Origin of the sequence: Microbacterium sp. WHRI 7836, assembly GCF_040223885.2 — a bacterium.
GTDB lineage: Bacteria > Actinomycetota > Actinomycetes > Actinomycetales > Microbacteriaceae > Microbacterium > Microbacterium oxydans.
The window spans coordinates 1,608,547-1,622,886 of the sequence record NZ_CP168171.1; the positions used below are offsets into that span (position 1 = coordinate 1,608,547).

The 14,340-nt window shown below is 68.0% G+C and carries 14 protein-coding genes and 1 tRNA gene; 9 read left to right on the forward strand and 6 right to left on the reverse strand.

Going from position 1 to position 14,340, the window contains the following annotated elements; genetic code table 11:
* Nucleotide 1 precedes the first annotated feature (1 nt).
* Both recO and ABRP18_RS07675 read left to right on the forward strand, forming a co-directional pair.
* Entirely contained in the window at nt 2–745 is a 744-nt protein-coding gene (recO, locus tag ABRP18_RS07670; RefSeq protein ID WP_046749187.1) for a DNA repair protein RecO, read from the forward strand.
* The gene (locus tag ABRP18_RS07675; protein WP_349884443.1) at nt 742–1,545 is read left to right on the forward strand and encodes an isoprenyl transferase; all 804 of its coding nucleotides are present in this window, start codon (nt 742–744) and stop codon (nt 1,543–1,545) included. The genes recO and ABRP18_RS07675 overlap by 4 nt, the downstream gene beginning before the upstream one ends.
* On the opposite strand, the gene ABRP18_RS07680 is transcribed toward ABRP18_RS07675, so the two are convergent.
* The gene (locus ABRP18_RS07680) at nt 1,485–2,096 is read right to left on the reverse strand and encodes an AAA family ATPase (protein WP_349884444.1); all 612 of its coding nucleotides are present in this window, start codon (nt 2,094–2,096) and stop codon (nt 1,485–1,487) included. The two genes, ABRP18_RS07675 and ABRP18_RS07680, sit on opposite strands and share 61 nt — an antisense overlap.
* A 69-nt stretch (nt 2,097–2,165) precedes the next feature.
* Between ABRP18_RS07680 and ABRP18_RS07685 the strand changes: the two genes are divergently transcribed.
* Nucleotides 2,166–2,852: a DsbA family oxidoreductase gene (locus ABRP18_RS07685; RefSeq protein ID WP_349884445.1), complete on the forward strand. Its 687-nt coding sequence runs from the start codon at nt 2,166–2,168 to the stop codon at nt 2,850–2,852.
* A gap of 14 nt (nt 2,853–2,866) precedes the next feature.
* On the opposite strand, the gene ABRP18_RS07690 is transcribed toward ABRP18_RS07685, so the two are convergent.
* Entirely contained in the window at nt 2,867–3,361 is a 495-nt protein-coding gene (locus ABRP18_RS07690; protein ID WP_046749183.1) for a glutathione peroxidase, read from the reverse strand.
* Between the two features lie 59 nt (nt 3,362–3,420).
* Here ABRP18_RS07690 and dusB point away from each other — a divergent pair, with 59 nt between their 5' ends.
* The 5 genes from dusB (at nt 3,421) to ABRP18_RS07715 (ending at nt 8,792) form a co-directional block, all read left to right on the forward strand.
* On the forward strand, nt 3,421–4,575 hold the full coding sequence (dusB, locus tag ABRP18_RS07695; protein WP_349884446.1) for a tRNA dihydrouridine synthase DusB: 1,155 nt from the start codon (nt 3,421–3,423) through the stop codon (nt 4,573–4,575).
* Entirely contained in the window at nt 4,565–5,950 is a 1,386-nt protein-coding gene (locus ABRP18_RS07700; RefSeq protein ID WP_193761893.1) for a deoxyguanosinetriphosphate triphosphohydrolase, read from the forward strand. Before dusB ends, ABRP18_RS07700 begins: the two co-directional genes overlap by 11 nt.
* Nucleotides 5,950–7,809, forward strand: a complete 1,860-nt coding sequence (gene dnaG, locus ABRP18_RS07705) for a DNA primase (protein WP_193761892.1) — start codon at nt 5,950–5,952, stop codon at nt 7,807–7,809. The genes ABRP18_RS07700 and dnaG overlap by 1 nt, the downstream gene beginning before the upstream one ends.
* A 36-nt stretch (nt 7,810–7,845) precedes the next feature.
* Nucleotides 7,846–8,619 carry an ATP-binding cassette domain-containing protein gene (locus ABRP18_RS07710; protein WP_141369407.1) on the forward strand — a complete coding sequence of 258 codons (774 nt, stop codon included), beginning with the start codon at nt 7,846–7,848 and terminating at the stop codon, nt 8,617–8,619.
* 97 nt (nt 8,620–8,716) lie between these two features.
* Nucleotides 8,717–8,792 (forward strand) — tRNA-Asn (locus ABRP18_RS07715).
* Between the two features lie 128 nt (nt 8,793–8,920).
* Here the strand turns inward: ABRP18_RS07715 and ABRP18_RS07720 are convergent.
* A complete protein-coding gene (locus ABRP18_RS07720; protein WP_061015336.1) occupies nt 8,921–10,357 on the reverse strand; it encodes an APC family permease in 1,437 nt (478 codons plus the stop codon).
* Nucleotides 10,358–10,418: 61 nt separating this feature from the next.
* Nucleotides 10,419–11,516 (reverse strand): alcohol dehydrogenase catalytic domain-containing protein, encoded by a 1,098-nt coding sequence (locus ABRP18_RS07725; protein ID WP_058633211.1) that lies wholly within the window; start codon nt 11,514–11,516, stop codon nt 10,419–10,421.
* A 113-nt stretch (nt 11,517–11,629) separates the two neighbouring features.
* On the opposite strand from ABRP18_RS07725, the gene ABRP18_RS07730 reads away from it, so the two are divergent.
* A complete protein-coding gene (locus ABRP18_RS07730; protein WP_058633212.1) occupies nt 11,630–13,048 on the forward strand; it encodes a CdaR family transcriptional regulator in 1,419 nt (472 codons plus the stop codon).
* Nucleotides 13,049–13,109: 61 nt separating this feature from the next.
* Here ABRP18_RS07730 and ABRP18_RS07735 read toward each other — a convergent pair whose 3' ends face one another.
* Both ABRP18_RS07735 and def read right to left on the reverse strand, forming a co-directional pair.
* Nucleotides 13,110–13,625 carry a hypothetical protein gene (locus ABRP18_RS07735; protein ID WP_061015334.1) on the reverse strand — a complete coding sequence of 172 codons (516 nt, stop codon included), beginning with the start codon at nt 13,623–13,625 and terminating at the stop codon, nt 13,110–13,112.
* A gap of 120 nt (nt 13,626–13,745) precedes the next feature.
* Nucleotides 13,746–14,312, reverse strand: a complete 567-nt coding sequence (gene def / locus ABRP18_RS07740; RefSeq protein WP_082682753.1) for a peptide deformylase — start codon at nt 14,310–14,312, stop codon at nt 13,746–13,748.
* Between the last annotated feature and the right edge of the window lie 28 nt (nt 14,313–14,340).

Below are 14,340 nucleotides of genomic sequence, written 5' to 3' on the forward strand. Positions count from 1 at the left end.
GGTGCCCACCTATCGAGACGAAGCGGTGATCCTGCGCACCCACAAACTCGGTGAGGCGGATCGCATCGTCACGATGCTGTCGAGACGGCACGGCAAGGTCCGCGCGGTGGCGAAGGGAGTGCGCCGGACGTCGTCCAAGTTCGGCGCCAGGCTCGAGCCGTTCATGGTCGCCGACGTGCAGCTTTACCAGGGCCGCTCGCTCGACATCGTGCAGCAGGCCGAGTCCCTCGGCTCTTACGGCACCGACATCGCCGCACACTACGACCGCTTCACCGCGGCCAACGCCATGGTGGAGACGGCGGACCGTCTGAGCGACGCGGAGGCCACTCCCGATCAGTACCTGCTGCTCGTCGGCGGGCTGCGGGCGTTGTCGCGGGGAGAGCACGTCGCACGGAGCATCCTCGACTCGTACCTGCTGCGGGTGATGTCGCTGTCGGGTTGGGCGCCATCGCTCGACGAGTGCGCCCGCTGCGGCACCCCAGGGCCGCACTCGCGATTCGTCGCTCAGCTCGGTGGGCTCGTCTGCCAGAACTGCGCCCCGGCAGGCAGCCCGCGTGTCGCAGAGAAGACCCTGGCGTTGCTCCGTTCGCTCATCGCGGGGGAGTGGGACGTGATCGACGCAGCGGCGCCGGCCGACACCGCCGCAGCCTCGGGACTTGTCTCCGCGTACGCCCAATGGCACCTGGAGCGCGGCATCCGCTCCCTCTCCCATGTGTCAGACATCACTTCAGAAGGAGCACGGTGAGCCCGAAGCCCTATACGCACAAGGACGCCGTCCCCTATCGACCGCTGGACTGGACAGGTTCGTACCCGCCCGCGTTCCGAGCCGTGCCCGAGCACGTGGCGATCGTCATGGACGGCAACGGCCGGTGGGCGAACCGCCGGGGACTCAACCGCATCGAGGGGCACAAGGCGGGGGAGGAGGTCTTGCTCGACGTGGTCGCCGGCGCGATCCAGGCGGGGGTCAAGCACCTCTCGGTGTACGCCTTCTCGACCGAGAACTGGGCGCGTTCGCCGGAAGAGGTCCGCTTCCTCATGGGTTACAACCGCGACGTCCTGCACCGCCGTCGCGATCAGCTCAACGAATGGGGTGTGCGCATCCGCTGGGCCGGCCGCAAGCCGCGCCTGTGGGGCAGCGTCATCAAGGAGTTGCAGCACGCTGAGCGACTGACCCGCGACAATGACGTGCTCACGCTCACGATGTGCGTCAACTACGGCGGCAGGGTCGAACTCGTGGATGCCATGCGGGCGATCGCCGACGATGTCGCGGCAGGGCGCGTGAAGCCCAATGCGATCACCGAGAAGATGATCCGCCGCCATCTGTACGTCCCCGACATGCCGGACGTCGATCTGTTCCTGCGCAGCTCGGGCGAACAACGTACCTCGAACTTCCTGCTGTGGCAGTCGGCATACGCCGAGATGGTCTTCCTCGACACGCTCTGGCCCGATTTCTCGCGCGAGGAGCTGTGGCGGGCGATCGGGATCTACCTGTCGCGCGACCGTCGGTTCGGCGGTGCGATCGACGTTCCCGACGCCTCTGCCTGAGCACGCAGCCACTGTCTCGTCTCCCGCGGATGACGGAGACGGACGATCGTGAGGTGCGGGAAGCGCTCCTGCAACGCGGGGAAGCGCTCCGTCCACTTGTGAAGTGTCGCTGCCTGCCACGCGAGGATGTTCTCCTCCGGATCACGGCGGAACATGGTCCACGGCCCCTTCTCGCGGTTGCCGTTCCAGAGTTCGAGCCGCAGCACGCCTCGAGCCAGCGTGCGCCGGATCAGGCGGCCTCGCACCACGCGGTACGGGTAGTCGAGCCAGATCGCGAGCTGTGCGCGCGGGGGGAGGATGTCGTCCGTTCCCTTGCTCGTGTACTGCCACTCGGTGATCCAGTGCTCCTCCGCTGCGAAGGCCCGCACGTCGTCGAGGAACTCGGGGCGCGGCGTCCACTCGGGGCCGTGGAACAGGCCGTCGATCTCCACATGGCGCAGGTTCCACAGGCGGGCCAGCCGTCGGGCGAGCGTGGTCTTGCCGGACCCTGAGACGCCGGCGACGAGCACGCGCTCGGGGACGGAGGGCAGCGGGTCTTCGGCGGAGAGCATCCGAGAATCCTATCCGCGGCTCGGATCGGGTTCGGAATAGCCCGTAGGTGCATGCGGTTGCATAGCAGTGTGACTGAACCCATCTCCATCGACATCTGGTCCGACATCGCCTGCCCCTGGTGCTACATCGGCAAGCGCAACCTCGAGAAGGGTCTCGAAGCGGTCGCGGCCGACGAGGACGCACCGCAGGTCAACATCACCTTCCACTCGTTCGAGCTCTCGCCCGACACCCCCGTCGACTTCGACGGTGACGAGATCGACTTCCTCGCAGGCCACAAGGGCATGCCGCGCGAGCAGGTCGAGCAGATGCTCTCGAACGTGACGGGTGTGGCGGCGAACGCCGGCCTCGAGTACCGGTTCGATCTGCTGCAGCACACGAACACGGTGAAGGCGCACGAGCTGCTGCACTTCGCCAAGGCAGAGGGGCTGCAGCACGAGATGGAAGAGCGGCTCATGTCCGCCTACTTCACCGAGGGCAAGCACGTCGGTCGCATCGATGATCTCGTCGAGCTGGCTGTCGAGGTCGGGCTCGACGCAGAGCGTGCCCGCGCAGCACTCGAGAGCGAGCAGTACCTGCCCGCCGTGCGTCAGGACCAGGCGCAGGCCCGCGCCTACGGAATCCAGGGCGTGCCGTTCTTCGTCGTCGACGGCCAGTACGGCATCAGCGGCGCGCAACCGCCCGCGGCGTTCGAGAACGTTCTCCGCGACCTCTGGTCCAAGCGCGGAGAGGCCGAGCCGGAGACCGCGGCCGTCTGACGGGCCGGCGCGCTCTAGCGAGTCAGCGCCGCTTCGATCGCACTGACGATCTCGGGGGCGTCCGGCTTCTGCTTCGGCCGGAAGCGCAGGACGTCCCCGTCCGGCAGCACGAGGAACTTCTCGAAGTTCCATTCCACGCGCCCGGCTTTGCCACCGGCGTCGGGAGTCTCCTTGAGCGCCTTGTACAGCTCGGCGGCGTTCTTGCCGTTGACCTTGACCTTGTCGTTGACGGGGAAGGTGACGCCGTAGGTCGTCGAGCAGAACTCGAGGATGTCGTCGACAGAGCCGGGCTCCTGACCGAAGAACTGATTGCAGGGGAAGCCGACGACGGTGAACCCACGATCGCCGTACAGACGCTGCAGTTCCTCCAGCTGCTCGTACTGCGGCGTCAGCCCGCACTTGGACGCGACGTTTACGACGAGCACCACATCGGCGCCCAGATCGTCGAGCGTCTTCTCCTCGCCCTTCGCATCGGTGAACGGGATGGTGCGGAGCGAGGATTCGGTCATATGCACAGCTTAGATCGCCGCATCCCTCCGGGCTCCGCGTCTGGGAGAATGGACAGGACATGACTCTCGCCACCGCCCCCGCCCGCCCTCTTCGCATCGGCCCGATCGATCTCGACGTGCCGGTCGTCCTCGCACCCATGGCGGGGATCACCAACACCGCCTTCCGACGTCTGTGTCGCGAGTACGGCGCCGGGCTCTACGTGAGCGAGATGATCACCTCGCGGGCGCTCGTCGAACGCAACGAGACCACGATGCGACTCATCCGGCACCACGAGTCCGAGACGCCGCGGTCCATCCAGCTCTTCGGCGTCGACCCGAAGACCATCGCGGAGGCCGTGCGCATCATCGTCGCCGAGGATCACGCCGACCACATCGACCTCAACTTCGGGTGCCCGGTGCCGAAGGTCACCCGTCGCGGCGGGGGAGCGGCGCTGCCGTGGAAGTCGAAGCTGTTCGCCGACATCGTCGACCAGGCGGTGAAAGCCGCCGGCGACATCCCTCTCACCGTGAAGATGCGCAAAGGCATCGACAAGGATCACCTCACGTTCCTCGATGCAGGGCGTGCGGCCGAAGACGCCGGGGCCGCCGCCGTGGCGCTGCATGCCAGGACTGCCGGCGAGTACTACTCCGGGTTCGCGGACTGGAACGCGATCGGCGAGCTGAAGCAGGCGGTCACGAGCATCCCGGTGCTGGGGAACGGCGACATCTGGTCGGCCGACGATGCGGTGCGCATGATGGCGCAGACCGACTGCGACGGAGTGGTGGTCGGGCGCGGCTGCCTCGGACGCCCTTGGCTGTTCGGCGAGTTGGCGACCGCGTTCGGCGGGGAGGGGAAGACGGTCGACGCGACGCTCGGCTTCGTCGCTGACGCCTTCCGCCGCCACGCCGAGCTCCTCGTCGAGTTCTTCGAGGATGAGGATCGCGGATGCCGTGACATCCGCAAGCACGTCTCCTGGTACTTCAAGGGCTACCCGGTCGGGGGCGACATCCGCACCGGACTCGCCACGGCGTCCAGCCTCGCCGAGATCGACGACCTCCTCGGCCGGCTCGATCACACGGCACCGTATCCCGGTGCGGACGCCGAGGGGCAGCGCGGGCGGGCAGGACACCCGAAGCGCACGGCCCTGCCGGACAAGTGGTTGGAGTCGCGGGAGATCGCATCCGACACCTCGGAGATGATGCGTGGAGCGGAGATCGAGAACAGTGGCGGTTGACCCCCGGCCAGGCCTGCGTGCCGACGGCTACGACGCGCGAGATGCCGAACGATTCTTCGCCGAGACCCATCGATCCGAGCGCAACGACTTCGCTCGTGATCGTGCCCGCGTCCTGCACTCCGCGGCGCTGCGCCGACTCGCCGCCAAGACGCAGGTGCTCAGCCCTGCCAGTACCGCGGATTTCGCCCGCAACCGTCTGACTCATTCCCTCGAGGTCGCTCAGGTCGGGCGCGAGCTCGCTGTCGCACTGGACGTGTCGGCCGATGTCGTCGACACCGCGTGCCTCAGCCACGACCTGGGGCATCCTCCCTTCGGTCACAACGGCGAGCGGGCACTGAACGAGTGGGCAGAGCCCATCGGAGGGTTCGAGGGGAACGCCCAGTCCCTGCGCATCCTGTCCCGACTCGAGGCGAAAGTGCTCGACGACAGCGACCGCTCGGTCGGCCTGAACCTGACCCGCGCCAGCCTCGACGCGACGTGCAAGTACCCGTGGACGGTCGACAGCCCGGTCCCCGATCCCGGTGGACGTCTGAAGTTCGGCGTGTACCCCGAGGATGAAGCCGTGTTCCGTTGGATGCGCGAAGGCGCTCCTGGTCGACTCCGGTGCATCGAGGCCGAGATCATGGACCTCTCGGACGACATCGCCTACTCCGTCCACGACTTCGAGGATGCGATCGTCAACGGCTACGTCGACGTCGCCCAGCTCGCCGACCCCGCTCAGCACGACGCACTCGTCGGGCGCATACAGCAGTGGGTCGGGTACGACTTCACGCGTGACGAGCTCGCCGACGCGCTCTACCGTCTGGCGTCGCAGCCGATGTGGCTCTCCTCGTTCGATCGTTCTCGTCAGGCTCTCGCGCGGCTCAAGAACCTCACGAGTGACCTGATCGGACGTTTCGCCCGTGCTTCGGTCTCCGCCACCAGGGAGGTGTACGGTACGAAGGCGCTGGTCCGGTACAACGCCCATGTCATCGTCCCGCGGGTGATCGAGGTGGAGATCGCCGTGTTGAAGGGCATCATGGGCCAGGCCATCGTCACGATCGAAGCCCGCAAGGGCGTCTACAAGGAGCAGCGGCGCGTGCTGAAGAGGCTCGCCGATGCCCTCTGGTCGACCGATGCGCTGTGGTCCGCGGGTTCCGATGTGCTCGAGCCCGCGTTCGCCGCCGACTTCATCGCGGCGGAGACCGACGCCCAGCGCGCCAGAGTCGTCGTGGATCAGATCGCGAGCCTCACCGATCAGAGCGCCATCGACTGGCACAACCGTCTCGTCGGGGAGATCGACCCGGCCGAGGTGGGGATCTGGACTCCCCGTCACGCCCGCCCCGGTGCGCGGCCGCACACCGAGCGCGTTCCCGTCGCGGAAAGAGCGCACTGATGCCGCGGATCCGTCAGGCCGATGTCGATGAGGTGAAGGCGCGCACGAACATCGCCGACATCATCGGCGAGCGCGTGGCGCTGAAGCCCGCCGGAGTCGGATCCCTCAAGGGCCTGTGCCCGTTCCACGACGAGAAGAGCCCGAGTTTCCATGTCCGGCAGCAGGTGGGGTACTACCACTGCTTCGGATGCGGGGAGTCCGGAGACGTGTACTCCTTCCTCCGGGAGATGGACCACGTCAGCTTCACGGAGGCGGTGGAGCGTCTCGCCGGCCGCATCGGGTACACGCTGCACTACGAGGACGGCGGAGCCGCCCCCGAGACGAGCGGGCGGAGTCGGCTGTATGCAGCCAACACCGCAGCCGCGGAGTTCTTCCGCGCGCAGTTGCTCACCCCGGACGCCGAGGCAGGACGTCGCTTCCTCGGGGAGCGCGGGTTCGATGCAGGTGCTGCAGCGCATTTCGGAGTCGGCTTCGCCCCGCGTGGCTGGGACGGCATGCTGAAGGCGCTCACCGCGCAGGGGTTCACCCGCGAGGAGCTCAGCAATGCCGGCCTCGTCTCGACCGGACAGCGCGGTGTCTACGACAGATTCCGCGGGCGTCTCGTGTGGCCGATCAGGGACGTGTCGGGGCAGACGATCGGCTTCGGCGCCCGCAAGCTGTTCGACGACGACCAGGGGCCGAAGTACCTGAACACCCCGGAGACGCCGATCTACAAGAAGGCGCAGGTGTTGTACGGGCTCGACCTCGCCAAGCGCGACATCGCCAGAGGCGACCCACGCCGGGTCGTGGTGGTCGAGGGCTACACCGATGTGATGGCCTGCCATCTCGCGGGACTCACGACGGCGATCGCCACATGCGGTACGGCGTTCGGCACCGAGCACATCAAGGTGCTGCGCCGCGTGATGGGCGACGACAACGCCTCAGGCGAGGTGGTCTTCACCTTCGACGGTGATGAAGCCGGTCAGAAGGCGGCCCTGCGTGCCTTTACGGAGGATGACCGATTCAACGCCCAGACCTTCGTCGCGGTCGCGCCCGACGGTATGGATCCGTGCGACCTGCGACTCCGGCGAGGAGATGCCGCGGTTCGGGGGCTGATGGACACCAAGCAGCCGATGTTCGAGTTCGCGATCGACCGCAAACTCGGCGGCTTCGACCTCTCCACGGTGGAAGGGCGCGTCGGTGCTCTGCGGGCGGCCGCTCCCATCGTGGCGGAGATCCGCGATCAGCTTCTTCGCCCGGGGTACGAACGCGTACTGGCGCGGCGGCTCGGGATGGACCCCACCGAAGTGCGCAGTGAGGTCGAACGCGCCGCTCGCGGAGCCTCGACCCCGCAGCAGCCGCGTCGGGAGGCCCCGCAGATCGACTCGGTCACGGGGGCTCCCCTCGTCGCCCCGGTGACGCTGGCGAGTCTGCCGCGCAGCCCCGACGTCGCGGTTGAACGCGACGCGCTGATGGGTGCGCTCCAGTACGGACACCAGGTCGATCAGGCGCTGCTCAACCGGGCGTTGGAGGCATCCTTCCGGACTCCAGGGCTGGACGCCGTGCGTGAGGCGGTTGCGGCGGCTCCGGACCGCACCAGGGCCGGCTGGGTGACCGAGGCTGTGAACGGCGTGCGTGAACCCTACCGCTCCCTCGCGGGGGAGCTGTTGATGACGCCGTTCCCCGAGCGGACGGAGGAGCGGGCCGTCGCCACTGTGGCCGACCTCGCCCGCAGGCTCGTGCTCCGGCAGCTCGAGCACGAGAAGCAGGAGCTCCTCGGTGCGGTGCAACGCGTGCCTGCCGATTCCGATGGTGGTCGCGCGCTGCGGATGCGCCTGCGCGACATCGACGCAGAGCGTCAGCGCTTCGCCGAGTCGTAACGGGGAGCGGGGGCCGGCAGGCGGCAGGATGGAGTCATGTCCCGCAGGCCCGAATCAACGAACGCGATCGACTGCTCCGATCTGGTGATCGACCGCATCGGCCACGGGATGCCGACGCGCGCGGTCGACGGTGTCACGTTCTCGCTGGCGCCCGGTGGGCTCATCTGCGTCGCCGGACCCACGGGCTCAGGAAAGTCGACGTTGGTCGCCGCCCTTGCCGGCTCCACCGACCCCTCGGTCAAGGTCGTCGGAGGCAGCGCCCAGGTCTGCGGCGTCGATGTGCGCCGTCCCGGTCGCAAACACCGCATCCTCACCTATCGCACCGGCTTCGTTCCGCAGGGCGCCGGGGCAGACCTGCCGCCTCGGCTCACCGTGAACGAGGTGATCGCGGAGCCGATCCTCATCCGGGAGCGCCGGGTGAACACCAAGGCCCTCTCGATCCGCGTGGCCATGCTGCTCGACGAGCTGCACCTGCCGCTCGGGACCGCGTCGAAGTTCCCCTACGAACTCAGCGCCGGCATGCGCCAGCGTGTGGCCATCGCGCGGTCGTTCGTGCTCGAGCCGAAGGTGCTCATCGCCGACGAGGTGCTCGCGAACCTCGACCTCGAGGTGCGTCCGGTGGTCTTCGACGCGATCACCCGCCGTCGCAGGGAGCAGTCGATGGCGGCCCTCCTCGTGACCAACGACGCCGACTTCATCCGCGAACTGAACGCCGAGACCCTCATGCTCCGCAGCGGGCATGTCGTGGCCCGCGGAGTCGGCAAGGACCTGCTCTGGGTGCCGAACGCGGAGTCGGACTCACGGCACTGACCCCGACACGCCCGGCATCCCGGAACCGTGCCGCCGTGTCGTGAACACCTCCGGGAGTTTGCTAAGCTTGACGAGTTGCCCGCTCAGCGGCGCACATTCCTCGGTAGCTCAATTGGCAGAGCAGCCGGCTGTTAACCGGCAGGTTCTTGGTTCGAGTCCAAGCCGGGGAGCCAATCGGAAAAGCCCCCTCCACGGAGGGGGCTTTTCTCGTTCTCCGGCGGGCCGAGAGATCCTGTCGAGTCCAGACTCGACAGAAGGAGCCCCTCCGTGGGGAGAGGCTCCTTCGATCGGCGGTGTCGGGTCAGCCGACGCCCTCCATCGCGCTCGTCTCGGTGTTGCCGATGCGGGCGATGACGTCGGGACGACGTCGGGCGAGATAGGCGTACCGGGTGAGCGCCAGGGCGACCGTCACCAGGAACACGTAGGGGATCACGTTGTACGGGAACGCCGGCACCGGCCACACGTTCGCGAAGAAGACGTAGCCCATGGTGCCGACCGCGACGGTCGCGCATACCTTCACGAGACCGTTGCGCACCTTCGCCCGCTGCGTGTAGACCACGCAGGCGATCGCCACGAGGGCGTAGGCGACCATGTAGCCGTAGGTGCCCCAGGTGTTCACCCACACGAGGATCTCGCCGGTCGCCGCTCCCGAGAGCAGCAGCACGATGTCGACTGCGACGGCCGCCGCTCCGGCGATGATCAGGACGCGGTGGGGTGTGAGGTGCTGCTCGTGCGTGCGTCCGAAGCGCTCGGCGACGACGCCCTCCTTGCCCATCACGTAGACGATGCGGCCGATCACGTTGAGGGGTGCGACCACGACGGCGAAGAACGACGCGGAGACGCCGAAGGTGAGCACGGCGGCGAACCAGCCGGGCATCCCGATCAGGGCCGACATGCTCTCCAGCGGGCTGGAGGCGGTGGCGAGATCGTCACCGAGCACGGTGATCTGCGTGTAGGCGGCGAAGACGTAGAGCACGCCGACGCCGAGAGCGCTCCACATGATCGCGCGGGGGATCGCCTTGTACGGCTCCTTGGCCTCGCGCCCGAGGGCATCGGCGGAGGAGAAACCCACGAAGCCGAGGATGCCGAGCACCATGCCGGACGCGATTCCCTGGAACGACGATCCTGTCGCGAGCACCTGCGCGGGGTCCCAGGCGGCGGGACCGGCCCAGACCAGCGCGGCGATCAGGAGCACGAGGATGATGCCGACGGACACGAGCTCGAGGACGAGCGACACCCGCGCGGACAGGCGGATGCCGCGGATGGTGAACAGCGTCGCCAGGCCGCCGAGCACGATCGCGAGGCCGATGTCCCAGCCGAGTCCCTGGGCGGGGAGTCCCAGCATGCTGAGGAACTGCGCCATGTAGCTCACGGACCCGCTGAGGGAGGCCGCCGCGATGCCGAAGCAGCCGATCAGCAGTGTCACACCAGCGAGGAACGCGCCGAACGGGCCGAGGCCCTTGGACACGTAGGTGTACAGCGACCCGGCGGAGGCGTGCTTGCGGGCGAACACCACCACGCAGTACCCGACGCACAGGATCACGATCGTGGCGAGGGCGAAGGCGTAGATGGTGCCGTTACCCGCACCGAGGAAGATGGCCGCCGCCGTGAAGGCGATGACGGCGCTGGGAGCGATGTTGGCGATGGCCTGGGCGGCGAGCTCTGGTCCGCTCATGACGCCGGTGCGAAGACCGGCATCCCGGGGTGCGCCAGGCGGGGCGACGACGGTGTCTGACATGGTTCTCCTGGATTCGGGTTTCAGGGTGGAGGGGGTGAAGGGCGGTCAGGGGATGGGGTGCTCAGGGGATGAGCAGGGTACGCAGCGCCGAGCCGGTCTCGAGGTCGTCGAGCGCTGCTGCGGCCTCGGCAAGAGGACGGCGGCCCGAGATCAGCGGATCGATCTTGAGCTGTCCGTCCATGTAGCGGTCGACGAGGGCCGGGACATCGATGGAGGGGCGCACCGAGCCGTAGTTCGAGCCGAGGATGCGCTGATCCGCCTCGGCGAGGACGAGGGGCTCGAATGATGCGCGGGCGCCCGTCGGGGGAAGCCCGACGATCACGGCCGCACCACCGAGGCCGAGCATCTGGATCGACTGCTCGGTGGTGGAGGTGCGTCCGATCGCGTCGAACGCGTAATCGACACCGTCCGGGATGAGTTCGCGCAGCTGCGCCACGGCATCGCCCTGGGAGGCGTCGATGCGGTCCGTGGCGCCGAACTGCAACGCCATCTGCGTCTTCTCCGGACGCACGTCGATCGCGACGATGCGCTCCGCACCGGCGAGTCGCGCGCCCTGGACCACATTGAGGCCGACGCCACCACAGCCGATCACGACCACGGTCGATCCCGGTTCAACCGCCGCCGTGTTGAGGACCGCACCCACCCCGGTGGCCACGGCGCAACCGACGACCGCGACGACATCGAGCGGGGCGTCGTCACGGACCTTGACGGCACCCGACGCGGGCACGACGACCTCTTCGGCGAAGGAGGAGACGCCGAGGTAGTGGTGGAGCTGCTCGCCATCGCGGCTCAGGCGCGATGTGCCATCGAAGAGCACGCCCAAGGGAGCGACGACCGTCGCCACCTTCTGGCAGCGCGCCTCATGGCCGGCGCGGCAGTATCGACATTCCCCGCACGGCGGAACCCAGCTCAGGACCACGTGGTCGCCGACCGCCAGGGTCGTGACGCCCTCGCCGAGTTCGGTCACGACACCGGAGCCCTCGTGCCCCATCACCAGCGGCGCGGCAGCATCCCACTCGCCGCGCTTCACATGGAGGTCGGAGTGGCAGACGCCCGCAGCGGCGATGCGGACGCGCACTTCGCCGGCGCGGGGCGGAGCGAGGTCGACGTCGACGAACTCGATCGGAGACTGCGGATCGCGGAAGACAACAGCTTTCATGACATCCTTCGGGTAAGTGGGGATGCCGACGATGCTAGGAGACTGCCGACCTGGAGGCATTCGACGAATGTGTGGATTCACTGCGTGGGAGTCACACTTTGTATGATCGGCAGGTGGCTCGTGATGTCGCCTCCGTGGCGCGATACCTCCAAGGACGGCTTCTGGACGGAGCGGTGCCGAGCTCGCGTCACGTGAACTCCGTCGTCGGTCTGGACTCCTTCAGTGCTCCTTCCGAGCACCTCTTCACCACCCTGGTCGTCGTCGAGGTCGCTCAGCTCGGCGAACTGGTCGACGACCCGGAGAAGCTCGCACTGCTCCAGGACGCGGTCGTGGTCACCGCCGCGGACACGCCGGCGGTGCACCAGGTGCTCGAGGAACGACGCATCACGTCGATCGTCGGAGCGGGTATCGCCGACGAGCTGTTGACGCCGACGCTGACCGCGCTGCTCGCCGTCGACCAGGCAGCCGAAGCCAGGGCGATCACCTCTGCGATGCGCGTGCTGACCCTCGCCGCTCGACGAAGCGGGATCACCGGTGTCATCGCCGAACTCGCGCACCGGATCGACGGCTGGGCGGTGCTTCTCGACCGACATGGCGAGGTCATCACGACGGCCGGGGCGGGAAGCCTGCATATCGACGACGCGATCGCGGTCGCCGTCGGTCGCCCCGTCCGGGTGCGCCATCGCGCCCTGCAGGTGCATCCGGTCGGCCCCGGTCAAGACATCACCGCGCAGCTCGTCACCGCCCCGCGCAACGACAGCTCAGGGCGCGGAAGGGAGCTCAGCTCTCAAGCGGCGGCCCTGCTGGACCTGCTGATGCGCACGCGCGACAGCAGCCACCTCGAGCGTCTCGGACGTTCGATGATGCTGGAGACCGTGCTCGAGGGTGGGGAGGAGGCCGCCCGGCTCCTCCGCCGCTGGGGTGTGCACGAGAGAAGTCTCATGGGATTCGCCCTCGTCTCGCGCACGAGCGGCGTCGATACCGAGCATCTGCTCGCGCTGTGGCTCGACGAGCTCGGGGCCGAGCATGTGTTCGCCGCTCAGCGCGGACTGATCCGCGGTGTCGTCCGGGAGGAACACGCGGAGGAGATCGCGCATCGTGTGCGGACCTTCGCCTCGACGCTCTACCTCGGTCTCGGTCGTCCGAGTGCGACGGACGCGCTCGCGCGCAGCGTCGACGAAGCCCGCCAGGCGAGCGAGACCGCGCGGGCGGGTGGTGAGCGCGTCGTCAGGTACGAGTCCATCCCCACGGTATCCCTGGTGCTCGGGCACCTGGGACCGGATCAGACGCAGCGCATCGGGAGGCTCCTCGACCCGCTGAGGGGTGCTGAACAGCACCCGGAGCTGATCGAGACCCTGCGTGTCTTCCTCGCCACGAACAGCGCCTGGGGCGAGAGCGCGACGCGACTGCGAATCCATCGGCAGACGCTGGCGGCGCGGATCCGACGCATCGAGGATCTGCTGGGACTGTCCATGGCCGACCCCGACGACCGCGTGGCTGCCTGGTTGGCTCTGCGCGCCTCGGACGACTGAACCATCGCGGGTACGAAGAAGGGCCCCGCCACGAGGCGGAGCCCTTCTCTGCGACTGCGGGTCAGCGTGCGGCGCCGGCCAGCGAGCCGGTGGTCTGCCCGGCCGGGTCGAAGATGATGCACTGGATCACGCGGTCGTTGTTCTTCTCCCAGGAGTCCTTGGTGGGAACGAGCGTGGTGACGTTGAGAGCGGAGTCGTCGTAGGCGACGCCGACGAACGAGGTGTACGCGTCTCCGACGCACTCCTGCGTCGCCGCGTCGATGTCGGTGTCGGAGAACTCGCCGTCCGGCATCGTGATCTCGTAGTACACCTCCTGGTCGTGCGGGTCGGTGCAGGGGAGGACGTTGGCATCCGTGAGCATGCCGGTTCCGGTGTCGAGCATGCAGTCGCCCAGCTTCACCGAGAAGACGCCGACGTTCGAGCTCTCGGTGACCTGGCCGGTCTCCTCATCGCGGTTGGCGTCGCCGGAACCGCTGCCGAGAATACCGTTGAGGGCGCTGCAACCGGTCAGGGCGACCGAGAGCGCCACTGCCGATCCTGCGAGCATCAGAGCCCGTCGATCGCGCATCTTCATCATGATTGTTTCCCCTCCGAAGCGTGATGTGGAGGCACGATGAAAGCCCCCGCCGCGAACACGTTAGCCGTCACCGAGTCTGTGATGCAACTCGGAGGAGGCTGTGGTTCTGCTGGGAGCGGCTCACCCCTCGAGGTCGTCGACGCCGGGCATCCAGCTCGCGCCTGGCCGCCCCCAGCCGCGCTTGCGGGCGATCTTCTGCACGGTCTTCCAGTCCCCGTCGGAGAGACGGTCGACGTACAGGATGCCGTCGAGGTGATCGAACTCGTGCTGCATGATGCGGGCACGCCAGCCGTCCACGTCGATCGAGACCGGCTGCCCCTCCAGGTCCGTCGCGGTCACGTGCACGCGCTCCGACCGGCGCAGGGGGAATCGCTCGCCCGGGAACGAGAGGCAGCCCTCTGACTCGAGGTCCGGATCGGGCTCGCCCGGTTCGAGCGGAACCATCCAGAGCTCGGGGTTGATGAGGACACCACGCCACGGCTGGTCGTCGTCATCGACATATGCGTAGGTGTAGATCCGCAGGGGCACGCCGACCTGCGGGGCGGCCAAGCCGACTCCCGGTGCGGCATCCATCGTCTCGAACATGTCCGCGACGAGGCTTCGGATGTCGTCGGTGATCTCGTCGACGGGGGAGGCGGGGGAGTGCAGGACGGGATCGCCCATGATGCGAATCGGAAGTACAGCCACGTCACAACCCTAGTCGGCGGTGCGCGCC

What these genes read in the sequence shown, in the direction of transcription:
- ABRP18_RS07680 (WP_349884444.1), bottom strand. Translation starts at nt 2,096, where the DNA reads ATGCTCTCCGCCGAAGACCCGCTGCCCTCCGTCCCCGAGCGCGTGCTC.
- ABRP18_RS07690 (WP_046749183.1), bottom strand. Translation starts at nt 3,361, where the DNA reads ATGACCGAATCCTCGCTCCGCACCATCCCGTTCACCGATGCGAAGGGC.
- dusB (WP_349884446.1), top strand. Translation starts at nt 3,421, where the DNA reads ATGACTCTCGCCACCGCCCCCGCCCGCCCTCTTCGCATCGGCCCGATC.
- dnaG (WP_193761892.1), top strand. Translation starts at nt 5,950, where the DNA reads ATGCCGCGGATCCGTCAGGCCGATGTCGATGAGGTGAAGGCGCGCACG.
- ABRP18_RS07710 (WP_141369407.1), top strand. Translation starts at nt 7,846, where the DNA reads ATGTCCCGCAGGCCCGAATCAACGAACGCGATCGACTGCTCCGATCTG.
- ABRP18_RS07720 (WP_061015336.1), bottom strand. Translation starts at nt 10,357, where the DNA reads ATGTCAGACACCGTCGTCGCCCCGCCTGGCGCACCCCGGGATGCCGGT.
- ABRP18_RS07725 (WP_058633211.1), bottom strand. Translation starts at nt 11,516, where the DNA reads ATGAAAGCTGTTGTCTTCCGCGATCCGCAGTCTCCGATCGAGTTCGTC.
- ABRP18_RS07735 (WP_061015334.1), bottom strand. Translation starts at nt 13,625, where the DNA reads ATGATGAAGATGCGCGATCGACGGGCTCTGATGCTCGCAGGATCGGCA.